Genomic DNA, 26,593 nt, shown 5'->3' on the forward strand with positions numbered 1-26,593 from the left:
ACTACAATACCTATCGGCGAGATGCCAGACGAAGACCAGGATGGTGAAAACGGGGAGAGGCTTACAGTATGACAATACTGAGACTTGACGCGAACCGAATTCGCGGGGGAGTGCATGACAGAAAAGCCTGACGTGTTCATAAGCCACGCTTCGCCTGACAAGGCCACATTTGTGCGTCCTCTCGCCGAGGCGTTGCGCAAGCTCGGTGTCGCTGTCTGGTACGACGAGTTTTCTCTCCAGCTCGGCGACAGCATCTCACAGCAGATCGACCTAGGCATTGCGAATTCGCGCTTCGGCATCGTCATCGTCAGCCCGGCGTTTATTTCCCGGAATTGGACAAAGCACGAACTGCGCAGTCTCGTAAGCCGAGAGGTAGATCAGGACGTCCGCATCATTCCGGTGTGGCACGGCGTCACTAAGAAGGAGGTGTCGAACTTCAGTCCCTCGCTGGCCGACAAGCTCGCCGTCGATACAAGCCAAGTCGATGCTTTGGAAGCCGCGATACGCATTCTGCGAGCAGTGCGGCCTGATCTCTACGCAGCGCACCCTCGCGCCGAGATCGAGCGACTGGCGAGTGGCGCTGCCCTTTCTGACCTGCAGGAAGAAATCGAGCGTCTTCAGGCCGAGCTTCAGGAATATCGGTGTCCACACTGTGGTGCGGCTCTTTCGGCGCGGACGGACGCTCCAATGGACGACGAGCAGAAGCACTGGGATGTAGTCGAAGTTTTCGACTGTGGCTACAGGCTCTTTGGCGGTTCAGTCGATAGGCCATGTCCCCACGATCCGGAGTTCCCAAGGTTCGAAGACTATGATGTCGACATTTTGTCAGGTCAGCTAGACGGCAGCGAGGGCTTTACCGCGAGAGCGCGGCCGCGAACGGATATGGCCCGCAAGGTTCACTTCAACGCTGGTTCTGGCAAGACCGAAGAAGAAGCGCGGAGCAAGCTCGCGGCACATTATCTTTACGCGGCTGGTAGAATGACAAACGCAGAGTGGTTCAGGGCTACAGTTGGATAGGTTCGGCGTCATCGGTCTGAACGACACCTTCGGGATCGAAAACGTGGCGCTCGAGCGGACGGACAACGTCGGTATCGTCTTCGATGATCTCGAAGGAGCGATCGAATTCTTTCGCGAGTTCGGTCTCGAACTCGAAGGGCGGGCCATGGTCGAAGGAGAATGGGGCGGGCGTGTCAGTGGACTGGCAATCAGCATGTCGAGATTGCAGAGTTGTCCGCCTAATCTCCGCCTACTGATTGGCGGCTTCCCCATCGAAATAGAGCCGCTATTTGGCGGTTAATGAAGAACTCGACGACGCTAGGGCTAGACCACAATTGGCGGGTCAGGCATGGTCGTTATGTTGCCTATCGATAAGCTATCGTGGAAGAAGGAATTGTAGAAATTTGACGTTTGGGGAGAAGTGCTTGCCTACATCGAGATTGTCGACGTGAAGTTTCGAGTAACTGCCCGGACAATTTTGCACTTGGGGTCGGATCTTATCAGCTCGGATGGCATCGCCTTTTATGAGCTGGTTAAGAACTCTCTTGATGCGAAGTCCCCCGAGGTGCGGGTCGATGTGATTATCCGCCTGCCGTTCGAAGTTTACGATGAGCTTCTTCGTGAGCTCGGTGAGCGACGAGAACCAAATGAGCGGGGCATCGTCGCTCCGGCGTCGGTGCCACGGAACTGGAAGCATCTGCGGGAAACTGCGATTGACGCGGTCGATGAAGAGGCTCCGGAGGCTGAAGAACTAATCGAGGCCCTTCGTACCGCGAGCACAAAAAGCGAGTTCGTGGCGGCTCTCCGGGAAGCGAATAGGATCGACGTCGACGATGATGGCGACGGTATGGATGTCCATACGCTGGAGAACGTCTACCTAACGATTGGCACGGGGCAACGCGCACGTGAACGTGACGCCCAGGCTGCTCGTCCCGACGACGAGGATGAGGATGTCGCGCACGTGATCTTAGGCGAAAAAGGCCTAGGTCGGCTCTCCGCTATGCGCCTAGGGGATTCGCTCGAGGTCATCACCGCAACGGCCACAGACACACACTGGAATGTGCTCAACATCAACTGGAACGACTTCGCCGATGCGGCAGACCAGGACATCTCCTCGATCGAAGTCTTGCCCGAGGAGGGATCTGAGAAAGGGGACAATCAAAAGGGCACGCTAATCAGGATGACGGCGCTCACCTCCGATTGGTCTTACGACAAGCTCGAAGCCCTAGCACGAGACCAGTTCTCGAAACTTGTTGATCCCTTCAGCCGGCGCAAGCTCCCTCTTAGGCTCAGGTTTAACTCTATTGCAGTCGAGATTCCCCCATTTTCTTCATTCATCCTAGATCACGCACATGGGGTCTTCGACGCGAAGCTAGAGTTCGACGATCAAGGTCAGCCAAAACTCTCGGGCATGATGAACTATCGCCTGCGCAAGCGCAGGCGACCGTTTGAGTTCAAAGGTGTGGAGGTGGCGACCCTCGCCGGCGATGTGACGGCCGATATTCTTAGGCGGATGGGCTCCTTCCGACTCGAGGTGTACTGGTTCAACCGCCGCGTTCTGAAGAAGATCGAAGGCATTGGCGATCTCACTGCCGTGCGCAGACTACTTGCCAGCTGGGCAGGCGGCGTATCGCTATATCGTGATGGCTACCGTGTGAATCCATACGGTGGTCCAAAGGACGACTGGCTCGACCTCGATCGCGATGCATTCTCGACGAGTGGTTTCAAACTGAATCGGGGGCAGATTGTCGGCCGGGCTCTCATTTCGAAAGCCGGGAACAAGTACCTCGTGGACCAGTCCAATCGGGAAGGGCTCAAGGACACACCTGAGAAGGAGGCATTCGTCACTCTCCTCGCGGCAACCATGGAGTATTTCCGCGGGTTTGTAGTGCAGGTCGACGATGAGATATCGCGCGCTAACCGCGTTCAGGCGACAGACGCTCTCGACCGCTTCCGGGTCGAGGATGCGCGTCTCGAAGAGATTATGCCAGCTCTCCTCGCGATGCTGAAGACGACGCCGGAAGGTCGTCGTCTCTCCAAACAGGTCAGGGAGGCAGTGGCGTCCCTTCGTGAGGCCGCGTCCGAGGTCGAGACGGCTTCGCGAGCACAGGAACAGGAGCGCAACCGCGTGATGCACCTCGCCAGCGTCGGTCTACTCATCGAAATCCTCGCGCACGAACTCTATCGCGCAACCGCCGGAGGGCTGAAGACTATCGCCAGTGCCCGCACGGCACGAAATCCGCAGTCAGTCGGAACCCAACTCCGTGTCCTAGATTCGCAGCTTCGCACCTTACAAAAGCGCCTCAAGGTCCTTGATCCACTGTCAACAAATGCGCGGCAAACCAAGGAAGAATTTGACCTCGGTAGTTGGATCGCCGACATCGTCGGCGGCTACGCTGCGCAAAACTCGCGGTCCAACATAGTCTTCCAGACCCAGATCGTTCCACATGATGCGCGTAGACAAGTTCGGGCGGTCAAAGGCATGTTCGTCCAGATCATTGAGAATCTGCTCTCGAATTCCGTTTATTGGATAAGGCAGCAAAACAAGTATGACCGCAGCGTTGTGCAGGCGGCGGAGGAGGAGGCGATAGGGCACGTCACCGTGCTGGTCGAACCCAACGCGGGCCGCGTAACTGTGACCGATGACGGCCCCGGCATCCCAGAAGAACGGCGCGAGCTTGTATTCGAGCCGTTCTTCACCACGAAGCGCCAGAAACAGGGACGAGGTCTGGGACTTTATATCGCCCGAGAGATCGCAGCCTATCATGGGGCGAGCCTCACTTTAGGTGATGCTGATCAAAACGGATACATCCATTCCGTCATTCTGGAGCTTGGGTCTGATGAATAACCAACAAGCAGTTGCACGCCCCGCGGCCCCGAGCTTTGCGGCGATTGCGCTGATCGACGATGGCCTGCAGCCAATGTCATTCGATCTCATTCCAGAGAGCGAGAGAGAAGCAGTTTTCGCTCTTCTAGAGGATGCGGAGGTGCTCGAAGACCTGGCGGTACGCGGCCTCAATCCCGCGGCTGTGGAAGCAGCGCCTGACGAGGCGATCGAAGCCCTAACCGATCCGACCATGGCGAACGGCTTGGCGTTTGCAAAGATCAGCGACGTGTCAGCGACCACCCAACGCATGATCGAGCGGCGACAGACGATGAGGGCAATAGCCGCATCCATTCGCAATGCGGGCGAATGCGAGGTCATCGAGTTCGGTCCTGACGACGATCTATCTGAGATCGCGCGATTTGATCTCGTCTTCATCGACTATTACCTAGAGGACACTGCGATCGACGGTAGTCGAGCGGAGCAGATCGCTGGACAGGTGCAGGAACGTCGTGACCACAATCGGCAGCAGCAGATCGTGCTCATGTCGACGATTGAAGGTGTTCGCGCGATGCGATCCGAGTTCCGTAGGAATGCGCGCATCGAAGCGGCGTCCTTCGCTTTTGTATCAAAGCAGGACCTAGACGAGGATTGGAAGGTCAAGGCGCATCTCGAGATGCTAGCTCGGGGAATGCAGCATTCTGCCGCGCTGGGCGACTACATCTCCGCAGTCAAGGCAAGCGCGAGAAATGCAGCCGAAGCGCTCTCAACCGCTATTGATGATCTGGACATCGGGGACTTCGCGTATATTCAACGCATCGCTCTTCACGCTGATGGACAACCGCTCGGCGACTATCTGTCGTGGCTACTCTCTTCTCACCTTACCGCTCTCGCGTTCGAAAGCGAGCTTCGCACACAGCAGGCCGCCGTCGATAAGATGGAGTTCGAGGACGGACCGCTCAGTCCGTCGGAACCGTCGGTCGCAGTGGCCTCGCTCTACCACAACGCGCTGTTTTCCAGGAATCTCGGCGCGTTGGGTGGACATCCGCGAGCGGGAGATGGGTCTCCTATCGCAGATGTGCCATTCGTCCAGTTAGGCGATGTCTTCCTAACTGACGACAGAAGGCGCGCGGTCGTTGTGTTGAGTCCAGATTGTGATCTCGCCTTCTCGACGCATGGCCGTCCGCCGGATCGTGATCTAGGGGTGATTCTGCTCTTCGGCGATCCGAATTCCGTTACGAGCGCCGCGGACAAGGACGCGAACACATCGACAGAGGGGATGATCGACGGATCGGAAGTGTACCGAATAGATTGGCGCTTCAATACATTCCAGACAGTGCCGTTGGGCGGTCTTGCGAAGTTCCTATCCGAAGCTGGCTTCGACGTGTCTAACAGGGACCGTCTGCGACCAATCTACTCATTGAAGCTGCAGCACGAGCTGGGCAACCACCTTTTGAGGGTCGGGCCCCCTGTGATGCCGCCGATCTCTCGGCATGCGAAAAGCAAGATTCGGTACAATTCTCGGGAGGGTCTCAAAGACGTGATGCTAACTACTGAGGAGGTGGTCGTGTCGCACTTCAAAAACAAGAACGCCGTTAGACTCACGCCTGCGTTGGTGTCGAAACTAAAGGAGGCCTGCAAGGATCTCTTGGATCACATGCAGGATCAGCTCGACCTAATGCCGGAGAGTACCGACGACGAGAAGAAAGCTCGAAGGCCACTCGCTGCAAAGGTCGAGAGCCTTCGCGGCCAGATTAGTGGTTCCGAAGTTTGGCCTCAACTGCTTGGAGATCAACCACTGCCAGCCGACGGTGAATGCAAAAGGCTGCGCGGAAGTGTGTATGTCGCAAAGAGTGGTGGCTGGGTTCATCCCACGTCCCCTGCCGTGGTCCTAGTCGTAGGCGAGGAGGAAGAACAGCTATCGGCACCTGCGGCATCTGCTTCCGACCCAATCAGCGGGATGAGTGAGACAACAATCTCGGTAGCTGCCGAGATTTCCATTGAAGTCGTCAAGCCTGCCGCAGTTACAGAAGCTTCAGCCGCGAAATCCCGCAAAGGCAACCCCGAACCGCGCGCCGATTGATTAAATGACTTGTCATCTCGCTGCCCCTCCGAAGACCCGAGGCGTGTCGTATTTTAGGACCCACCGGCGCTATCACTGCAATACCGACCTTGGAGTGCGTCCACCATATCTGCGATGAAGGATTCGGAAGCAAAAGGCACCTGCACGTATATCAGGCCATGCTCACCTTCGGTGCGAATGATCATGTGACCCTTCCCAAGCAGTCTCTCGGCGCCGCGCTCTCCAAGCGCAATCTCCGACGTACCTTCGGAATCCACGCGCAGAATGAGCCGATTGCCGAGCTGCGATCGTAGCTGCATCGGCATCACGTTTGCATCAGGTCGTTGCGCGGCAAAGATAAGGTGGATGCCGGCCGCTCTGGCCTTGACCCCCAACCGTCCAACGGTCGATGTCACGGCGGCGCGATATTCATCGGTGAGCATCCACTCGGCGAACTCGTCGTGGATCACCCAGTAGGTCGGCAATATGTCCACGGCATCGACCTTGGCGTTATAGGACGCGATGTTGGGAGCTCGTGCATCTTTGAACAGCCGGTAGCGGTTGTCCATCTCCAGGACCAAACGCTCCAGCCGATCGACGGCTGTCTCCTGTTGGTCGATGATCCCCCCTTCGAGATGCGGCAGCGCATCAAACGCAAAATAGTCGACCCCCTGCTTGGGATCGATCAGCACGATCTTTGCGTGGCGAGGGTCGTTGGTAGCCGCGATTCCGAGAATGATCGACTGCATCAGAACGGACTTGCCCGAGCCCGTGCTGCCAGCGATCAACGTATGTGGGGCGTGCCGCTGGCTGGGCGACAAGAAAAAGAGTTCGTTGTCATCTTCGCGCACGCCCACCAGAATGTTCTGCGCGCCTGTCGGTGAGACCGTCGGATGCCAACGCTGCCACAGGCTCTGGATGTCGACGACCTGCCTCTCTGAGCGGGCGACATAGATCGCAATCGCCCCTGGCTCAGGCCGGACCGAGATGATGTCCAGCTTGTGGGTCGTCAAGAGTTCAGAGCGCCGCTTCAATACCTGCTCGACCGTGATTTTGGCGCTGCCGCTGAAGCGCAAGATTGCGGCATTTGGGGTGAGCTTTTGATCGATAAGTTTTGCCTGGAGCCCGACTTGCTGCAATGCGCTCCTCGCCATGAGCGAGGTATTCGCTAGCCATTCTTCGTCCGGCGCAGTCTCGACCGGTCCCGTATGAATATGTCGATGGATGACAGACGCGACGGAATGATCGGTTGCGACAGGAGCCGCCGCCACGGGGGACGCCTTCTCCTCCTCTTCAGACACTTCCCGGGCAGGAATAGCGGGCTCTTGGTCTTTGGAGCCGGGCGCTTGTTTGTTGATTTCTCGAAGCGACGCCGGTTTGACCGCCTTCGAGTCCAAAGGCACGTGCGGCGATGGCATTTTTCCGTAGACCGGATCAATCGAGGTCAGCAGATCTTCGATGTTTCCGTTTGTGGCGTAGACGGTCAGCAGGGCCTTCAGCTCGGCTCGTCCGAATACCATCTGCCTGCTTCCCGGAATTCCGCCAACATCGCTGAAATCGGTAACCGAAGCGGAATCCAGTGCCGTGGGGACGAATACGTGGCTGAACCCGACGATCTCGATTTTGGCGAGACCGTCGCGAACCAGCCGCCGCCACTCGATCAGAGGTACGTCGCTCGACGCCGGGATCTGGATTCCGTCAAGTAGAAGGTCTCCCAGCCGGGATAGCCATGAGTCCCGATCCAAACGATTTGGCTCCGCCGTCGCGTCGATTATGCGCCGGACGGTGTCTCGGAGCTGCTTTTCAGATTCCTTTCGCTTTGCAGCATAAGAAACGGCGTCAACATACTTAGCCTCGGTCACGAGGATCCGAAGGATCAGCCGACCCGTCTCATCGAGCGCTGGCGAGAGAGCCAAGATATCGGCCTGGGTCTCCTCGCGCGCGCCCAACCAACTTGCATAGTCGTCGAGGAAGTACCAGCCGACCAGGCGCTGCGAGCCCAAGGATTGACGAGCCAGGAACCGGCTCAATACGACCCCGATAAGCTCGCCCGCGGCCTCACCGCGCTTTGCGGCCCGCAAGACGATATCTCCGGAAATATCGTTGGCGTCCGCAATGAACCGTTCTGCGAGCGCATCGAGTTCGTCACGTGTTAGATCCAGCTGGAGTTCCTCCAGTCGTCGGCGCACCATCGCATGAAGCAGGTTCAGGGGCGCCCGAGAAGAGATGACGACGTTGCGTCCCTGGGTAGACGACTGCTTGTAGCGGATCACCCGCACGCTCTGGTTCTGTAGCTGTCGCCGATCGAGAAGTTCGTCAAAGTTGACGACCCACGCACCCAGATCGTGGGTCTCCTCGAAAATGCGAGCGGTGCGTTCGTCGCGGAAATCCAGCTGGCGGACAGGCAACAGCCGCTTGCCGTTTCTGTCCGCCTCGTCACTCCTGAGGAAGGAGGTCAGGGCTGACAGATAGGCCCAGCCTTCTCGGCTTTGGACAGGTGAGCATAGGTAGACACATGATTTCAGATCATCCATGGCTCCGGGCCGCCGCCGTGACCACCGCGCAGGCAGGAGCGTGGCGATATCAGCCGGATCGGCGGACTCCATGTACCACTCCACCGATGCATGTCGTGAAATCACGTCCTGGCTGAAAACGATATCGTATGGGCGGCCATCCCTTGCATCGGGCGGCGGCGCTTGGTCAGCAATCACGCTGATGCGCAATCGCGCCATGAAATCCTGTGTGATTTCAGAAGCCGCCAATACTTCCGGCGAACTACTCGTGGTCGTCAGGATCGATCGGTAAATGTCCCTTAGGCGCTCCCCATCCGTGTGCCGCAGCATGACTTGGCAACGCATATCCTCGTCGTCATTCAGTTCGCCGAGACCATCGACGATCTGTTGGGGGAGGCGAGCCGAGTCACAATTGTAGAGCACCAGAGACATATTCGCGCGCTCGTGCGGATGCAGCTTGAGATAGCGCTGGGTCAGATCCAGGAGGCAATTGCTGCCGGCCGTCGCGTCGTCGCTGGTCTCACCGCTTCCCGAGTCGCCAAGAACCGGCTTTTCGTGAAGCGAGTAGTCTCCCTGAGAGTCGGCGAGCGAAAGAAGCTCCGGTTTTCGACCCGTCCATGACACGACCACTTCTGGATAGAATATATGCCGCATGTCTTCAGCCAAGTCGCGAAAGAACAACTTCGTGTCCCCTTCGAGCCCGCCGGGAAGATCGATGATGCTCCGTACCACCTGCCGGGCGAGGTGCGCTTTCCGCCAGCTGGCGGCCAGCCTCATCGGATGCCAGGGAGCGACAATGGCAGATGCAGCCCCGTCGCCCACCGGGGCCTGACCCATTTCCAAAAGAGGACGAAGCAGGAGCTCTTTATTCCGGTCTCCCGGCGCCATCTGTCGAACTTTGTCGAGCAGATCTGCGTAGCGGCTTACCTGCTCGCGGCAGGCCGGGCTTGAGCTGCCCTCCTGTCGGAATTCCGCTATTGCCTCCTCATAGCTCTCGCAAAACCGCTCGAAGGTCGCCCGAAGTTGCTCGGCGAAGTCCTCACTGAGGAGGTTCTGTTCGCGCGCTGTAACAAGGTTAGCCTTCCAAGTCAGGCGGAGATCCCGGTCCCGCCGATAAGTGGGAACCAGGGAACCACGATCGCGGTCATATGCGGGAACAAGCGTCTTTACGTTGGAAAGGTCGATAGACCCCGGCCGGCGACCGGCGGTTCCGGGCTCGCGTCCACATCGAAGCGCAACAAAAGGGTGATCGCTCAAGCGGTCCCAGTCATCCGCCAGCTGGGAGGAGATTACGTCGGGTCTATATTTCCATATGAGCTGAGCTGATGCGGTCGTCGTCCCGCCGTCGAAATCGGTGGTCTCGAGTTCCAGATGGAATCGTAACTGCAGCGCCGCCTTTGCTACAGACCTGTTGACGGCGGACTTGTCCTTGCTCTCTCGCCATGCCTGCAGAACGGCCGGGTAATCCAACAGAGCGCCAAACTCGATCGAAACCCCTGGACCGAAAAGCTTTTGCAGTCCCGCATGGCGCAGCGAAAAGAAAAGGCCGGCTTCGGTGTTCAAGCCACGGAGATCTCTCTTGGTGGCAGAATCGCACCGAATGGTCAGATGCCGCTTCACGCCGATCATCGCGCGCGCATTCAGGGTTTCCATCATCAGAGCGACGCCAGACAGAAAGTCATCCGTCTCCAGGGGGCGGCCGTAGATGAACTTGTCCCAAGAGGATTTGAGTTTTCGATCCTCTCTTATCTCGTCACGATGGCGGTCATAGAACGAGATATCCTCGTCCTCCGGTGTTCCTGTGGTTTTGCGTTTGACTAGTAGTTCCAGGTACTCTTCGTCCTCGCTGGAAAGCAGGTCTTCGGGCCCCTCTGCGTAAAACCGTTGTGTATCCTGGCCGAGATTTGCCTTCTCTCGTGCCAGGCCCTCAAATAGCGGCTTGATGTGCTCCCATTGGCAGTTGGCCAGGGCCTCTGAGCTGGAATTCCAGCCAGGACGACTTTCGATGAAGAGCTCGATGACAGGATGCGCAATAACAGGAATGACATCGCGTGCTTTTTCGAATGCATCGCGAAGCTCTGCCTCAGATATGACGATTTGGTTGGGATTTTGCTTGAGGAGATAGGGATGCCGCTTGCGGCGCAAACCAACAAACACGCGGCGCCAGACCGAGGGATGACGTAGAGATCTATCCTTTATTCCGGCAAACGCAGCGGGATCGCGCGGCAGCTGAAGGGCTGGAAGCGCATACCCCAATGCCTCGACGACGGGGTATCCTTCGTCGATCACGGCTTCTCGTGTCGATACCACGTACCGGGCAAATCGCTCCAGTGCAGTTGAACCTACCTGCACAAGCCCAGCCAGAGACCTTTCCCACCAGGTCTTCGCATCTTCGGTGAGCGCCAGTCCCGAGCTTGCGATCGCGACCCATGCTGGCAAAAGTTCCATCAACTGTGCAGAGCCGATGGGCGTCACCTCATGAAGTGACATGTCTTCGGCCTGCCCCTCTTCAGAGGTCGCATTCGTAATGAGGAAGGCGGCTTTGTCACAGTCGGCGCTGCGATAGAATGTGGCGTTCCGGTCGGTAAGAATGTCCTCAGGTAAGCCATGGCCTTCGAAGAGCACGTTGGGCAGCTTGATCTCGATGCGTTCTGATAAGAAAACGTCAGCCAGCACGGCCCTTGTGACGGCAACAGTTTGCAGGACACTTAGCCCATCGAGCAGAAAGCGCGCTGTGCCTGCCTCTGCTGCCGCATCGCTCAACTCCTCTTTGAGGATCGAGCATGCAACCTTCCCAATCAGTTCGTGAATATCCATCGGCGTCACATCCTGAGGGAAAGCGGGTTTTCGACATAGGCGCAGGCATCCGACAGTCGGCGCAGCATGCCCAGAGTTCGCAACCGGCGTTCCAAACGCGCCGAATTCATCTGAAATGACTTGCGATCGAATTCATCGTCGGAGAGGACCTGGACTGCTTCTCGTTCGCCGATCACAAGCCCATACCGCCGATACAGCAGGTCTAGAAATTCGCTGTAGTCCATTCGGGTCGACACGTTTGCCAGGATCAGAGACTTCAGCAGGGCATCCGTCGGAGCATATCGCAACTGATTGGTCCCACGCCTGGAAACCAAACCACAGCCCGCGCCGTAGGATCTGTGAACCGCCGCTACATGCTGCCGGTGTCGTGCCTGAGCGGCCCGTTTGAGATCAAGAAGCAACGCCGTTTCGTCCGGAGGGCCGCTGTAGTCATCGTCAGCAGGCCAGCGCACCTTATCGACCAGCAACCGCCTGCAGTCGGGAAACGGAGTCTCGCCGCCTTGGCGACGTCGCCACTCGTCGCTTCTGCCGATGGCATCGATATATGCGTCAACCGCCCTCGACGGCAGTGTATCGTTTATCTGGAAATTCGAAATAGACAGCTCTCGGACGGGTGTTCGCCGCGGGGCAAGCACCTCGCAAATGAAATGCGGTTTGCTCACAAAACAATAGTCTGCGGCAACCAACAGCTGATAGCGCAGGAGATGGAGGCACGTTAGTGCAGCCAAATGAGGATAGGCATCAAATCGGGGCAGGGGACCCCGCAGCAACGCCAGCCAATCTTGCGCCAAATCATCGAACGTCTCATGGCTGGCATAAGGGAGGTAGCTGTTGCCGCGAGTTGACTTGTCTTCCTCATAGTCCGGCTCCAGCATTTGCAGCAGCCGGTCACAGGAATCGCCATCGAACATCTGAGTGATTTCCGGAGCGAGCTCAGCCGCCAGCTGGGAACGGCAGAGCATCTGGTAGACGAGTTCGCCCGGCAGACCAAAATTGATGTATTCGCGCGACGCCGAATTATTCCTGACGTTCAAGTCCTCGTAGAGCGCATGCCGGCCGAACGGAAACACGAAACGCGAGGACCAACGCTTGTTGGAACCATTCTCTATTGTCGTGCCGCGCAGCATCGACACCAACGCGACGAAATCCGAGAATGAGCTGAAGCGCTTTCGTAGGTAAGAAAAGTCCCGCACCGGTACGGCTTGCGCACGGTCGGCCATTGCCGTCAGCCATTTCTCCCAGGCCGCGTTGTCGGCCAGACCCTCATCGGCGATCCGCAATAACGACTCGTTGTTATAAAGGATATTGCGAACATACATCCGCTGCGCCGGTTTGAAGCGAAGCGGATACGGGGTGCCACCGTCGTCGAGCAAAGACCGATCACGCTCCTTGGCTTCAGCGACGCCGAGCAATTCCAGAAATATCAGCCAGGGATTTGTCGTGTCCCAAAGACGGTGGCCCCAAATCTGCTCGTCAACCCACATGTCATTGTTGGGATGATCGTTTCGCGGCGGCGGCGGAAGGGTCTCAAGCACAGTTCACCTCGATGACGTCGTCTACTGGCTCACCCGCGCTGTTGAGGCTGAGGATTCGGAAACTGAGATCATTGGAGTCTTGGCTCGGACGGGATCGTGCGAGTGCGGACAGGATCGTGCTTTTGAAGGCAAGGATGTCCTCGTGGCACTCCTTTGAGAAGCTGCCCGGCAAAGCGCCTCCGGCGACGCGCATAAGAAACTCGTATCGGACCAGGTTAAGATCCAGTCGCACTTCGATACCGCTGTCGATTTCGACGATCAGCGTCGGTAAGCTGCCAGCACGCAGCTCGATCCGCTCGTGACGACGTGGCGCCACGCTGATGCGCTCCACGAGTATCTGACTGAGACCTGCTGCCGATCCAGACAAGCCCGCAGCGACCAGCAGCTCGCGGTCCGTCGTGACCAGCATGCCGGTGAATATTCGATTGAGACCGTTTACCAAGCGACCTAGGATGGTGCGGCTCACTCGTCCGTTCTGGCGCAAGGGGATGACTACGTCCCGGAGGAATTCGCCAGCGTGACGAAACACGGTAAGGTCCCAGAGCCGCAACTCCTCTGACTGTTCTTCATCAATTTGAAAGAAGATGGCGCGGCGTTGCGCCTGCAGGCTATCCAGGAACAGGTGCTCACCGTCTTGTGTGCCATCGGGCCGTTCAAGATAGTCATTGCGCAGAGCCGACAACTCGTCGAGGGCTTGCGGGGAAAAGGCACTTTCGACGAAGTCGACATAATAGGGCCTCAGCGTTTCGTCAGAGGGCCCGAAAACAAGGATGTTGTCGATCCTGTTGGTTGTCTCGTCTCCGATGCCAAACCGGTTGAGAAACTCGAAAATTTCCAGGCTGTCACGACGAGGCTGGGTCAGGTTGGCCCCGAATAGGTTCTGGAAGATATCGCCTGAATGCGCCTTGCCGGACCGCAACAAGGGTCGGACATCGACAGGCGACATCAGTCTGTCTTTGGCAAGCGGGTGACCCAGGAGCATGTTTGCGATCAGCAGTAAGACACGCCTAATAGGTGTGTGAAGCTCGTTGAGATCCATCAGTTCAAAAAGCTGCCTGAGGCGCGATCTGAATCGCGGAGAAGACAGAATCTCGTAATTGCGGCGTATGGGACAGGCTTCCGAGAAAAAACCGTCAACCTCAGCTTCGGCATAGGCGGCCGCCCAACCGGTATGTCCGATGATCGCCTCGAGTGTCAAATCGAGGATCGTCGCACACGAGACCGTGCTCAGGTTGAAGAATGCCACTTGGCCTTGGCTTGCCGGTTTCCCCTCGACCAGACAGGCCTCAAGAAGCTCATAGCTTTCGTCGGACAATGGCACCTCGACAGCGCGCCGCCATGTATCGAGAAGTTGGCCATCATTGGCCGCTATTACAAAAATGAAATCGGGATCGGGATCGAAAAAACTGCGGTTGACGGCCCCAAGTAAGGCCGGCTTACCGGACCAGGCCCCGTAAATTCCGTTCGCTGGCAGTGCGGTCAAGTCACGGATGATCCCGACCGTGCGCGCACGACCGCCCACGACCGCCGAGATCTCCTGATAGATTTCGTTCGCAGTCCATTCGCTTGCATCCCCGCCCAGCTCGGTCCAAAGGCGCCCACAAAGTCGGCTTTTCCCGTCGCCCGCGGTGCCTGTGAGAACTATAGAGCAAGACCGGCTGACATCCTTGGAGACCGCAGCGAAAAGATCCGTTTCGAGCGGATGGACAAAATCCAGCGGTTCAACGTCGTAACGACGAGCAGACCGCCTGATCTGTTCGTCGTACATGTTGTCATTCCTGGAGATGGGTCCGTATTGCTTAACGAAGCGAACCCATCGGCTCCCCAGCCCATTCATCCGCCTCTCCCCCCTCACTTGTCCGCGCGACCGTGGTTATCCCTTCGCGCAGCGTTCGTTTCCGATCTAGATCGAGCATACCAGGCAACCGTCGCGTAGGTGGCTATCGTCCTCAACCTCAAGCCCCCCCAAGGTCTCGACGAGAGACAAGGACTTGCGGTTTGCCTTCTTGCGTGCCTGTGCCTTTTCCCAGTCAGCCTTGATCTTTGCGACTCGTTCCGGTTTCGCTAGTTCGCGCAGCGGCTCGTTCTGGCACCAGAAGAATTGCTCGCCGAACTGGACAGCCTTCTCCTCGTAGGCCTGTGCCAGTTCGAAATAGCTGGGATGGGTTTCGAGAAGCCGCACCCACTCGATCTTCTGCTGATAGAAGCAGAAATAGCAGCCGGACCGGGAGCGGCCCCAATCCATGTAGGGCGGAAGTCCCAAGCCCGACTCTTCCAGGATCCTCATAATATCGGACCGCACTAGCCCGTCGTCCTGGAATGGATAAACCGCCAAAATGTTCGGCTTTGTGCTGATGTAGCCAGACCGATTCTCGTCAGCCCGAAGGCCCACGTAATTGATGACCGGCCCGTCCCCGACATAGGCCTCAAACGGCTTTAGCTTCAGCATCTTGGTGCACCACCGCCGATGGTTGGACGGCAGCATTCCCCTGTAGACGGTCAGCCAATGGTCAAAGCTGTCGACAGGCGTCGTACGCACGATGGGCTTGCCCAAAATGGCCTCGAGCCGTCCGATATAGTCATATGTCTCCGGCAACTCCTTGTCGGTGTCGTGGAAGATATATTCGATCTCTGGAACCCGGTCGCGCAAGTAGATGGCGAGCGCGGCACTGTCTTTTCCACCCGATAGGCTCAGAATGTGGCGTGGCGGCTTTCCGCCGAAGGCGGTCGATATCTGTTGAGCGTAGTCAGTGGTCATGAGGTAGCCTTATCTCGGACGCGTCGGCAGTAGTGTCTTCGTCGGACGAAACTTGCCGAACACGCTCCAATTCCTCCCACAGGAGGTTCGCAAGAATCTGAATTCGCTGCGTCTCGCCTCGAGGCAGCCGCTTTGCCAACGCCTGCAAGGCTTCCTGATCTCCCTCGTCGAGCGAGACCGGGTGCAGGACCCGCACCAGATCCCTGCCATCCCCCCTGGTCAGGTTCAGCCGGATGGCGTCGATATCGGGACGATCCTCCGATGAAGAAAATATCGTGCTCTCGACCCTGGCGAATATTTCCGCCAGGGCGCCAATCTCTTCGGTGAAACGGACCTCGTCGCCGGGGAGCCAACGACTGGGCGGCTTGGCCACCACGAAGCTTGCCAAAGATTCAGCCCATGCCTCGTCGTGCAGAGCAGGATCCCGCAGTCGCAGTGCAAATGCCCGCAAGCGGGGTTCACGGGCCGCCAGGGAAACCCGAGCCGCCCGCGATGCCAGCGTCACGCGATCGAAATGCTCGGGATCCTGGCCGATCGCCTCGCTCGTCGCCTTAACGATGCGCTTGATGAGTTCGCCATAAGTGTTCTGCAACTCCGCAACGGCATCGGTGAAGCGCGCTATGAAATCATCGATCGAACCGCCATCGGCCTGATCGATCTGGAATGCGGCAAGCCCGCAGGCGTGGGGCAGGTCGGCAAAGAGCAAGCTCGCCGGTTCGCGAGCCGAGAGCAGCGCATCACGCACGGCGAGCGTCGTTGGAGAGAGAGCTTTGGTCCTGCGTGTGTATTCCGGCAGTTTAGCCGCGAACTGACAAAGCTGTGTCACAACATCCAGCAGGACCGGCTGGCGCCCTTCAACGCCGGTGGCAAAGAGACTGGCGAGCCTGACGAAAACGTCCGATCTTACGCCCTTAACGCTACAATATTGGATCTCGAATGTCTGCGGGGCCTTTGTGAGACGGAGAAATTCCATCGCCCCGAACTTTGGGAGGAACGTCCCGTTCTCATAGAGCGCGAGCTCATGTCCATGCTCCTTGATGACCAGAGCCAACAAGATCGGAGCCAAGCCGTTTCGTACACCGAAGGGGCGACCTGCCAGCCTGGCAAGAATGTCAGCGATCTGAACGCGGCAGCCGCGGCCTTTGCGTACCAGCTTGAGGATTTCAGTCAGGCTGGGGCGCAGATGGAGTGGATCCTGGGATGCAAGAGGGGTCTGGAGCACGAAGCCCTCGCCTTGGGCGACATGCAACGCGCCCTTTTGCAGGACTGACAAGTACATCGACTTTTCGGGCGGCGACTTGCGTTCATCGATTCCGAGAAGAGCCTTCCCCTCGGAGTCGAACATGCCCTCGATCAACCGCATGCGAGCTGACGCCGCCGCGCTGCTCAACACGTTGCGATTGACCAACTCATTGGTCACCCGCGGAGCCAGGGGATAGAGGTCCGAGCACAATTGCGAGACGATTTTTGGCAGATTGCCGACGTTTTCGAAGGGTTGGCCTTGATAAACCCACTCGACTCGTTCACCCGTGCCAACCTTTGTTAGCTCTTCGAACTGGGCTCGCAATGCCTGACGACAACGCGTGATCTGACGCTGCACTTCCGCAGAAGCAAAATCATCACTGGCGAGGTCCGGAGTATTGCCCTCGACCCACTGCCATATGACAACGTCGCGCAAATAGGCGGCAAGATGCCAAACAGGAGGAAGCAGGCCGATCAGGATCGTTGGCTCGCCGGCGATCTGCGGCGCGAAGGCTGCTTCCCTCGCGATCTTTTGATGTTCCTTCTGGTCGGCCAGCGACAAGATGATAAGACCGTCCGCCTCTGTCGGTCTGCTCGCAGCCGCGGCAACGTCCTCGACAGCCGCGTAGCGAAGCTCGAAATAGCGCATCGTCCCCGTCTCGAGATAGTGCCGGCGGGCCAGCACCATTTCGCCATCAAGAAGGCCGCCCAGTGCAGGGCCGACCGCCTCGATTGTCCCGACTGCTCGCCTGGCAGCTTCAACCGCTCCCTGCAGATTGATGCTCGATGTCGGCCAGAGCCGGTATGCCCCGGTGCCGCCGCGCTCAAACAGCAGTCCCGATCGACCGAGGCGTTCGATTGCCTCGTTGACCTTGCTGGGACTGAACATCGACAAGCAGGCTACAACGCTCTTGTGCGTCGGGAAGAGATCGTCCGAATCCAGGAGGTTCAAGATCCCTACGGTTTTCAGCACCTTAAGTTCAAGAGGACTCGCGTCAATACAAGCGTCGATCGTGGCGACGATACGGAGCCACTGATTTTGGTAGTTCGCCGCCGACAGACGATGTCCAAACGAACTGCGGACATAATCGTAGAATTGGGAGACGTCGAACCAGCCGGACCCCAACGGCGTTGTCTCGGCAAAGGCTTGCAAAGCCATGGGTTCGCTGGAAAGCAGGAAGCCGAAAAGGGAGCGCTCGCTTTGCCCGAACTGGGAAAAGAATCGCACCATCACCGGGAGGAGGGATGGGTGCAATGGGTAAAAGCTTGCCGCATCGATGTTAAGGCCACGCCCACCCAGCCATCCGATCTGAACAGCACCTTCAAGCGCGGCATTTGACCGAGATCGTACTTCATTAGAGAGCTTTTGCTGGTCGATCCCGAGCGCGCCTGCGATCAACGCGGCGGTATGAACCAGGGGCTGGTCGAAGACCACTTCCTCGAACCTGCCTGCCACCTTGTCCCACTCGTGACGGAGAGTCAGGGGCAGGCGCTCGGCATATGCTTGAAAGCCCTGGTGCAAAATGCCGACGAGCAAGAAAGGCCGATCACCACTTCGAGACGCCATCTCGCCAAGGCGCTGGAGTGCGAAAACGTCTTCATGGTCCGGGTTCATCGCCGCGTATTCGAGCAATTTACCCAGTTCGTCGATGACGAGCAGTACGCCAAGACCGCGGTCGGTGGCGCGCTTGACCAGTTGAGCAATTAGCTGTTCCAGCGCCCGCACCGTGCCCTCAGTTTCACAGACAGCAATGCTTGCCTCAATGCGAGAGTTGATCAGATCGGTGCTGCCCTGCTGTACCAGGCTTTCACGCACGCCACGCGCGACTGCGGTAGGGATGCCTTCTCGACTGCCCGTTACCAGGATCGGCAGAAAGTGCTTGTGCGCGGTTCCACTGTCCCAGCCAATGGCGTTCACGACCCGTTGCACGTCCTTCGCGTTCGGGTCGCAGAGAATGCGTGCCAGCACAAGGGCGAGGCTCGATTTACCGACCCCGTAGTCACCCGTGATGCGCCAAGCCCGGCGCTTCGATCCATCCCGAGTACAATCAAGCATCCGATGCAATGCGTCTGCCATGGGGGGCGTGACGATGTAACCTTCCAAAGCCGCGGGGTCCAGAAAGTCCTTCTCCAATTGGGCAGACCGCAGGAACCGGCCTGGCGCGGCGAATACCTCGGAAATTCTGGTGTCGGCCTGTTCAACCATGTCTGATCGCCCCATTCTGATAGACTGCTCTCGCGTTCGCCTTGATCATCGACTCGCGGGTCAACAATCCCTGGATGGCAGAGGGGCGATAGCTGAAACCATATGTTCCGTCGCGAGAGAGTGTCTCCAGGCGCGAGCGAACGTCTTCTTCGGGAAGCTTGAAGGCCTGTCCAGGCGCGCCCGGTGCCGAAACGACAGTCCTGATGAGCATCGTCTTTTCCGCCGGAGCAACGCGATCCCAATAGTCCAGCAGCGCATAGGCAAAGAGATCGTTCGATATCTCCGGCTTGGGTTCCCGTCGAAACGCGTAGACCGGCTCCCATCGTCCCGTATCACTTCGACGTTCCCCAGTCTGCTGGAGAAGGCGCAACTCAACGAAAGGGCCGTCAAGGGAGTCTTCGATGCCAACACGCGCGCTTCGCGCAGATTGATAGGTGTGCAGAAAGACATCCAGATGCTGGCTCAGTGTGACACTTGAATGGGTATAGCCGAGACGTTGGGATTGTCTGAGGAACGCGGTCAGCGCCTCTGAGCGGGAAAATTCCGGATAGGGCCACGAGCCCAGGAGGTAATTCCAGGCAAACAGGGCGGGCGCGGCGGCAGAGGAAAGGGTCCAGTGCAGCAGCCAAAGCGTCTTGGTTTCTTCGAGGAACGGGTCGCAGCCATCGTCTCCGAAAATCACATCTCCCAAATCTGTGATTGCGTGGGTCCTGTCGGCAGTCGGCCGCGCCACTCCCATGGCGTCCACCCAGAAACGCAGGGCGCGGACCATATTCTTACCGATACCCAACTCGACCATCGCGGCGTCTTCATTGAAGAAGATATGCGGATCTGCCTTGATCGCACGGTAGGCTTTGGGTAGCCAAGCATAGCGGCAGGCAAACGTCTCGTGTCCAGAAAATCGGTAGCTCGGTTGTCCCTCGGACAGAGCTAGGTCAAGCATGGTTTGCTCCAGAGAAACTCGCACGCAAGTCGTGTACCGCATCTGCGATCAATGTCACCGCAGCCTCGACGTCTTCCATCACAGTCCATCGGCCAAGACCGATCCTCAGGCAGCTTTCCAGCAGCGCATCCGGTAAGCCCATCGCCCGCAAGACGTGCGACGGCTCTTGTGCCCCAGTGTTGCATGCCGACCCTGTAGAGACCGAGAGCTTGCCTCGCAGTCTTGCGAGCACCACGTCGTTCGGGGCGCCTGGTACGGAAAAATTCAGGTTGTGAGGAAGACGATTGGACAGGTCACCATTGATGACCACGCCTGGCACCATGGCAAGCAGGCGTTCCTGCATTTGATCGCGCAAGTGTCTGAGCCGCGCGCTCTCCTGAGCTCCTTCAAGCTGCATAATCTCGCACGCTCGCCCCATAGCGACAATTCCGGCAACGTTGGGTGTCGGGCTATGTGCGCCCTGCAGACCGTAAACCACCGACCGATCAAACCTGGGAGCAACGAGAGCACCGATCCCTTTCGGCCCATATACCTTGTGTCCGCTCAAGGCGACATAGTCGAACATCTCGTCCTCGATATCGAAAGCCATACGGCCAATCGCCTGGGTCGCATCTACCAGAATGGCCGCTCCATGATCGTGACACGTCTTGGCGATCCGCCGCACAGGGTAGATTGTCCCGACTTCGTTGTTGGCGGCCATGATGCAGACCAAGTCGACACCTTGCGAGAGCACCCCCTCTAGGCTCGTCCAGTCCAGCCGAGCCTTGTCATCCACCAAGACCCAGGACGTCTCGACAAGACCCATTCGTTCGGCTCGCAAGACGGTGTCAATCACCGCCTTGTGCTCGACGCTCGACATCGCGATGCGCAGTGGCCCAGGGTGCACGGCGATCGCATGTGCGATGGCAAGTTGAATTGCCTCTGTAGAACCGGATGTAAAATGAACGTCTTCGCACTCTGCTGACACGATCTTTGCGACGAGAGCTTTGGCTTGTAACACCGCGTAGGCGGCTTGCTCGCCGTGAACGTTTTCTACGCCGTTCGCATTCCCGAAGTCCTCTGCCATCATCCGGATTGCGGTCTCAAGAACCCGGGGATCAACAGGGGTCGTGGCGTGATTATCCATGTATATCGGCCAACGTTCGGTAACGTCGGCAACTGCTAAATGCGGGAGAAATTTATTCATTGAACGTCGCCTTGATAGCGCCGCCCGTCGAAGCAGTTGGAAACTTCACGCTGATCTCCACTGTACATCCGAGCTGTACAAGCCAGCGCAATAGTTGATCTGAACTTACGCTGTCACTTCGACCCGACAAGACCTTTGAGAGCGTTGGCTGGTCGGTGAAACAAACCTTCGCCGCCCGTGTTTGGCTGAGTCCAGTTTCGGCGACAACGCGACCAAAGATCGCGCGCAAATCCGAACGCACCACCTGGGTGACGTCAAGAAGATCGTTGGCAATCACTGCGCGTAAGCCTGATTGTACCACAATTGCCCCCAGCAATGATTCGATGCAACCATTATGGGAAATTTTCCATAAGCTTGGCAAGGGTATCCCTTTGTCGTTGGCTAATAATCAAGAGGTTTTCGGCAGCTTTTTGCAGAATTATCTGAGTTATGCGGCTTTCGTAGTGTGTAGACCATCTCTGGAATCACGGATGAAGGTAAAAGCCTAAATATTATGTCGATTTATTTTTGATGTAAAATTGCCAACACGCAGAATGCGATTGTCATAAGCGAGTTAGTTCTAAGTTAGCCGGAAAGTATGATGTGCTGTATCCGAAATTTATTGAAACTAGTTCTTGGGGTGAAATGCAACGAAGGCGCGAAATAATTCAATATCTCCGCGCAAAGTGCACTAACTGAACGCAATCTATAGAATGACAAATCATTCCGCGGTCGTAAAACATCCCTGACCTTAAAGCTGTTGACGTTCCTTGATGGCTTCAACCCGGGGCTTGTCTAAATAGATGGCAAGGTCGATGAGATGTCCTTTCTTTGCGCATTAAAGATATATCTCCATGCGGACAAGAGGCAATACGATGTCGTCAGCGGACACTTTGCGGATAAACTTGTCAGTGGTTAGGACCGAAAAGTCCCGTGCTATGTCTTCGGTTGGGGGACCGGGCGGCCCGAATGCATCGCCATGAGCAGGAATGCGGTGTTCATGGTTCTGGACAAGAAGGCATAACCGTAAGGGAGAACGGTGGCCGACGACGCGATGTGAAGCTGAGTAGCGCAGAGTGAAATCAGAAAGACCGTTCAGAACACCGGTCTGTCCAATCGCAGACACGCAGCCGTGTTTTGGCAGGGTCCTGCGGTGAAATTGGATCTTATGAAGAGTGAGAGTGCGGGCGTGACATCCGTGACGGGTTGAAAGCTGGAGGAGAGCCTCCGGTGCTCGTCGTGGAGATATTTCCCCATGACCCAGGTTGAGTTTCTCGATGGCCGCAGTAACGCGCGTGGCGGCTACAAGGTGGACGTCACGCGCGGCGAACTGATCGATCGCGTGTCGTCTGAGTGGTTTTCGCGTCCGGACGATGAGCGCTATCTGTCGCTGGACGACCTGACCCGGTCGGTTCGCGCGCGCTCGGAGAGCAGCCGGTCCCGCGTCGTGGAGAGCGCGGCGATCCATGTCGAAGCGAACCGCGACAATCCCGAGCGGATGGTGCTGCATTTGCCCGGTGCGGAAGCGCCTGTCACCCCGACCCACTGGTCCTTCGGGCAACTGGCCAGCATGGTGGGCGCGCCGGCGGCCTATCTTCGCCAACTCCCTGCGGCACTTGCCAGCATCAACCTGCAATACGGTCTGGCCTCGAACCGGGCTGAACAGATCAAGACGCTGGAAACCGACAACGGCCGGGTCGATCTGCGCGCCGCCACCGGTCCGGATTACGGCAGGATCCATGACTTTGAACTCGCTGAAGCCGTGCAGAGGATCGCGGGCAACGGCACGGGCGATACCCGATGGAAAGTTCCCGGCGTTCTCGACTGGTCGACCGGGATCTACAATCCGCACGTCGATGTCACCAGGGACACGACCACGCTCTATGCCTCGGACCGCGATATCTTTCTGTTCCTGGTCGACGATCTCAATCCCATCGAGGCAGGCAAGCTGCCCGACGGGTCACCGGACATCTTCTTCAGGGGTTTTTATTGCTGGAACTCCGAGGTCGGTGCCAGGACGCTCGGAATCGCCAGCTTCTATCTGCGAGCGGTTTGTCAGAACCGGAACCTCTGGGGTGTCGAGGATTTCCAGGAAATCACCATCCGTCACTCCAAATATGCCGCCTCCCGCTTTGCCCACGAAGCGGCACCGGCTCTCCAAAACTTTGCCAATTCTTCGCCGATGCCCTTCATCAACGGCATCAAGGCGGCACGTGAGCGGATCGTCGCGCGCGACAATGGCGACAGGGCGAGCTTCCTGCGGAACCGAGGTTTCTCGAAAGCCGCAACAGTCAAGATCATCGACACGATGCTTGCCGAAGAAGGCCGTCCGCCGGAAAGCATCTTCGATTTCGTGCAGGGCATCACCGCGGTCGCCCGGGGCAAGCCTCACCAGGACGCGCGGCTCGAGATGGAAGGGAAGGCAAAGAAGCTGCTCGATCAGGCAGCCTGATTTCCGCGGAGCCGGAGATGCGTCTTTGCGTGTTTCCGGCCTTCCGTATTTGCATTTTTCCGGTTTTGCGGGTTTGCGCCGCTCTCTCAGAGGAAGAGGGCGGCGCGACGCCTCGTGACGGGTTGAGGGCTTTGGCAGAGTGCGGGCCGCCCGTCGGGAGACGTGACATGACCCGACATCAAAAGACATTTGCTTTGGAACCGCAGTCCGTACCGCTCTCGGCCGAAGAGCAAGGCGTCATCTATGAAGCCCGCCAGATCCTGCTGCGCCACCTCAACCTGAACCCGGTCCTGTCATCCTGGCAGGCGGTGCTGGATTATTGCGCCCTCACCATCCGCGGCGAGGTCGAGCGGTTTCATGTGCTTTATCTCGACAAGAAGAACCGGCTCATCGCGGATGAATGCCTCGCGACCGGAACGGTCGATCACGTTCCGGTCTATCCCCGCGAAGTTCTGAAACGGGGGTTGGAACTCAACGCGACCGCGCTGATCCTCGTCCACAACCATCCTTCCGGCGATCCTGAACCTTCGCGCGCCGACATTACGATGACCAAGGAAATCCAGACGGGCTGCAAGGTCCTGGGCCTGATGCTGCACGATCACATCATCGTCGGGATCGGCCAGGAGGTCAGTCTGCGCGCGCGGGGAGACATCTGATTGTTTTCTTCTGGTCCGGCTGTGCCGGGCTTACCCGCCAGGAGGCGCGGCCCGGGATGGTAACATGCAGAGAAGCTGCCCGATCCAAGGCCCAGATTCCCGCCGAGCCGGAGATGCGGCTTTCCGTGTGTCCGGCTTTACGCTTCTATCCTTTTCCGGATCTCCGATTTTGCGGCGCTGCCCTCCCAGAGTAAGAGAGTGGCGCGTTGCTTCGTGACGGTTTTTGAGTTGAGAGAGAGGCTCTCGGCGCCGTCGCGGAGAAAAGACCATGGCAAGTGCCAACCAGAAAATCACCCTCGCATCCTCGCGAGACATTCCCTTTAACAAGCTGGAGCTCAGCCAGGCGAACGTGCGGCGTATCAAAGCCGGCGTGTCGATCGAGGAACTGGCCGAGTCCATCGCCCGGCGCGGCCTGATCCAGAGCCTGCATGTCCGGCCGGTCCTCGATGGCGAGGGCGCGGAAACCGGACTGTTCGAAGTGCCGGCCGGCGGACGGCGGTTCCAGGCTCTGGAGCTTCTGGTCAAACAGAAGCGTCTCAACAAGTCCGCACCGGTGCCTTGCGTAGTGTCCGATGCCAATGACGGCATTCTGATCGATGAAGTGTCGCTGGCGGAGAACATCGAGCGCGCACCACTGCATCCGCTCGATCAGTTCCGCGCGTTCCTGTCCTTGCGCGAAAAGGGCATGAGCGATGAGGAGATCGCGGCCGCTTTCTTTGTCTCCGCTCAGGTGGTGAAGCAGCGCTTGCGGCTCACTTCGGTCTCGCCGTCTCTGCTCGAGGTCTATGCCGGGGACGACATTACGCTTGAGCAGCTGATGGCCTTCACGGTGTCCGATGACCATGCCCGTCAGGAACAGGTCTGGGAGGCACTCCAGCACAGCTGGCAGAAAGAACCCTACCAGATCCGCCGCATGCTGACTGAAAATACGGTCCGCGCTGCCGACCGCCGCGTGCGTTTCGTTGGACTGGAAGCTTACGAGACGGCTGGCGGCGCTGTCCTGCGCGATCTCTTCGAAGACGATCAGGGGGGCTGGGTCGAGGATGTTCCGCTCCTGGAACGCCTTGTTGCGGAGAAACTGAAGGCCGAAGCGGAAACGGTGGCCGCAGAGGGCTGGAAGTGGATCGAGGTTTCCGCCGATTTCCCCTACGGCCATACCCATGGCCTGCGCCGCCTGCAGGGGACGCTCCTGGATCTGACCGACGAGGACCATGCAACGCACCAGGCTTTGCGGGACGAGCAGGACCGGTTGGAAGCGGAGCACGCGGAGGCAGACGAACTGCCCGATGAGGTGGATGTCCGTCTCGGCGAGATCGAGGAAGCGCTGGAAGCCTTCGAAAACCGGCCCTTGCAATACGATGCCGGCGAGGTCGCGCAGGCCGGTGTTTTCGTCAGCATCCGCCATGACGGGCAACTCGCCGTCGAACGCGGGTTCGTGCGTCCGGAAGACGAGGCCACTGAGGAGTGCGAAAGCGGGGATGCTTCCGAGGAGAAAGATGATGCCGGCAACGAGACAAACCTGACTACCCACCACACCGTGATTTCCGTCGGCGGCGAGGTGGACCAGCCGGAGGATGAGGTGGACGATGGCATCAAGCCGCTGCCGGATCGTCTGGTGACAGAGCTGACCGCCGAGCGAACGCTGGCGCTCCGCAACAAGCTGGCGAACAACCCGTCCATCGCCTTCCTGGCCGTGCTGCACAAGTTCTGCCGGGACGTCTTCTCCCGCTACATCTCCTATAACCCGACTATGGAAGTCTCTGTGCGCAACACAGGCTTCTCTCTGCAAGCGCCCGGGTTGAGCGAGTGCCCGGCGGCGCAGGCCATCGAGGAGCGCCACAAGGCATGGGAGGCGCGCTTGCCGGCGGACGAAACAGCTCTCTGGGATTGGCTCGTCTCGCTCGACGGAGCCGAGCAGGCCGAACTCTTCGCGCATTGCGCTGCCTTTGGGGTCAACGCCCTCTACGAGAAGGCAGATCGCTATGGCGGCGGCACTGTCACGGCATATGGCATCCACCAGCGCCTCGTTGAAGCCAACCGTCTCGCACGGGCGACCGGGCTCGACATGGTGGAAGCCGGCTGGGAGCCGACGGTCGAAAACTATCTCGGCCGTGTCACCAAGGCCCGTATTCTGGAAGCCGTTCGCGAAGGCGCCGGCGAAGACCGGGTTCAACTCATCGATCATCTGAAAAAGGACGACATGGCCCGTGAGGCCGAGCGTCTGCTCGCCGATACCGGCTGGTTGCCGGAACCGCTTCGGCTACCCGGACAGCCTGTCGATCAAGCGGCCGAAGGGCCCGATGCCGATGACGAACCGAGCGAAGAGGTCGCAGCGCCCGTCGAAAACCAGGCGGTCGTGATCGCCGCGGAATAGCCACCTCGGAGTGGCTTTTTCCGTCCCAGACCTCATCGGAAAATCAAGCG

Annotated in this window: 14 protein-coding genes and 1 pseudogene; 7 read left to right on the plus strand and 8 right to left on the minus strand. The window is 58.2% G+C overall.

Annotated elements, in window-relative coordinates:
* Nucleotides 1-114: 114 nt before the first annotated feature.
* The 4 genes and pseudogenes from ACX3M4_RS20280 to ACX3M4_RS20295 all read left to right on the plus strand — a co-directional run bounded on the left by ACX3M4_RS20280 (nt 115) and on the right by ACX3M4_RS20295 (nt 5,903).
* Entirely contained in the window at nt 115-1,017 is a 903-nt protein-coding gene (locus ACX3M4_RS20280; protein WP_459354795.1) for a toll/interleukin-1 receptor domain-containing protein, read from the plus strand.
* Between the two features lie 43 nt (nt 1,018-1,060).
* Nucleotides 1,061-1,224, plus strand: a pseudogene (locus ACX3M4_RS20285) (VOC family protein); the annotation flags it as partial.
* A 193-nt stretch (nt 1,225-1,417) separates the two neighbouring features.
* A complete protein-coding gene (locus ACX3M4_RS20290; RefSeq protein ID WP_459354796.1) occupies nt 1,418-3,844 on the plus strand; it encodes a sensor histidine kinase in 2,427 nt (808 codons plus the stop codon).
* A complete protein-coding gene (locus tag ACX3M4_RS20295) occupies nt 3,837-5,903 on the plus strand; it encodes a hypothetical protein (protein ID WP_459354797.1) in 2,067 nt (688 codons plus the stop codon). Before ACX3M4_RS20290 ends, ACX3M4_RS20295 begins: the two co-directional genes overlap by 8 nt.
* A gap of 53 nt (nt 5,904-5,956) precedes the next feature.
* On the opposite strand, the gene ACX3M4_RS20300 is transcribed toward ACX3M4_RS20295, so the two are convergent.
* The 8 genes from ACX3M4_RS20300 to ACX3M4_RS20335 form a co-directional block, all read right to left on the minus strand.
* On the minus strand, nt 5,957-11,212 hold the full coding sequence (locus tag ACX3M4_RS20300) for an FtsK/SpoIIIE domain-containing protein (RefSeq protein ID WP_459354798.1): 5,256 nt from the start codon (nt 11,210-11,212) through the stop codon (nt 5,957-5,959).
* A gap of 5 nt (nt 11,213-11,217) precedes the next feature.
* Entirely contained in the window at nt 11,218-12,747 is a 1,530-nt protein-coding gene (locus ACX3M4_RS20305; RefSeq protein ID WP_459354799.1) for a hypothetical protein, read from the minus strand.
* Nucleotides 12,740-14,515, minus strand: a complete 1,776-nt coding sequence (locus ACX3M4_RS20310; RefSeq protein WP_459354800.1) for a hypothetical protein — start codon at nt 14,513-14,515, stop codon at nt 12,740-12,742. The genes ACX3M4_RS20305 and ACX3M4_RS20310 overlap by 8 nt, the downstream gene beginning before the upstream one ends.
* A gap of 135 nt (nt 14,516-14,650) precedes the next feature.
* Nucleotides 14,651-15,505, minus strand: a complete 855-nt coding sequence (locus ACX3M4_RS20315) for a phosphoadenosine phosphosulfate reductase family protein (RefSeq protein WP_459354801.1) — start codon at nt 15,503-15,505, stop codon at nt 14,651-14,653.
* On the minus strand, nt 15,495-18,953 hold the full coding sequence (locus ACX3M4_RS20320; RefSeq protein ID WP_459354802.1) for a hypothetical protein: 3,459 nt from the start codon (nt 18,951-18,953) through the stop codon (nt 15,495-15,497). Before ACX3M4_RS20320 ends, ACX3M4_RS20315 begins: the two co-directional genes overlap by 11 nt.
* A complete protein-coding gene (locus ACX3M4_RS20325; protein ID WP_459354803.1) occupies nt 18,946-19,896 on the minus strand; it encodes a DUF4007 family protein in 951 nt (316 codons plus the stop codon). Before ACX3M4_RS20325 ends, ACX3M4_RS20320 begins: the two co-directional genes overlap by 8 nt.
* Nucleotides 19,889-21,082 (minus strand): cysteine desulfurase family protein, encoded by a 1,194-nt coding sequence (locus ACX3M4_RS20330; RefSeq protein WP_459354804.1) that lies wholly within the window; start codon nt 21,080-21,082, stop codon nt 19,889-19,891. The genes ACX3M4_RS20325 and ACX3M4_RS20330 overlap by 8 nt, the downstream gene beginning before the upstream one ends.
* Nucleotides 21,075-21,443, minus strand: coding sequence for an XRE family transcriptional regulator (locus ACX3M4_RS20335; RefSeq protein ID WP_459354805.1), 369 nt, complete (start codon nt 21,441-21,443; stop codon nt 21,075-21,077). Before ACX3M4_RS20335 ends, ACX3M4_RS20330 begins: the two co-directional genes overlap by 8 nt.
* An 873-nt stretch (nt 21,444-22,316) precedes the next feature.
* On the opposite strand from ACX3M4_RS20335, the gene ACX3M4_RS20340 reads away from it, so the two are divergent.
* The 3 genes from ACX3M4_RS20340 to ACX3M4_RS20350 all read left to right on the plus strand — a co-directional run bounded on the left by ACX3M4_RS20340 (nt 22,317) and on the right by ACX3M4_RS20350 (nt 26,543).
* A complete protein-coding gene (locus ACX3M4_RS20340) occupies nt 22,317-23,513 on the plus strand; it encodes a DUF932 domain-containing protein (RefSeq protein WP_459354806.1) in 1,197 nt (398 codons plus the stop codon).
* A gap of 167 nt (nt 23,514-23,680) precedes the next feature.
* On the plus strand, nt 23,681-24,169 hold the full coding sequence (locus tag ACX3M4_RS20345; RefSeq protein ID WP_459354807.1) for a JAB domain-containing protein: 489 nt from the start codon (nt 23,681-23,683) through the stop codon (nt 24,167-24,169).
* 268 nt (nt 24,170-24,437) lie between these two features.
* Nucleotides 24,438-26,543 (plus strand): ParB/RepB/Spo0J family partition protein, encoded by a 2,106-nt coding sequence (locus ACX3M4_RS20350; protein WP_459354808.1) that lies wholly within the window; start codon nt 24,438-24,440, stop codon nt 26,541-26,543.
* Nucleotides 26,544-26,593 lie beyond the last annotated feature (50 nt).

It is taken from the genome of Roseibium sp. M-1, assembly GCF_054515675.1.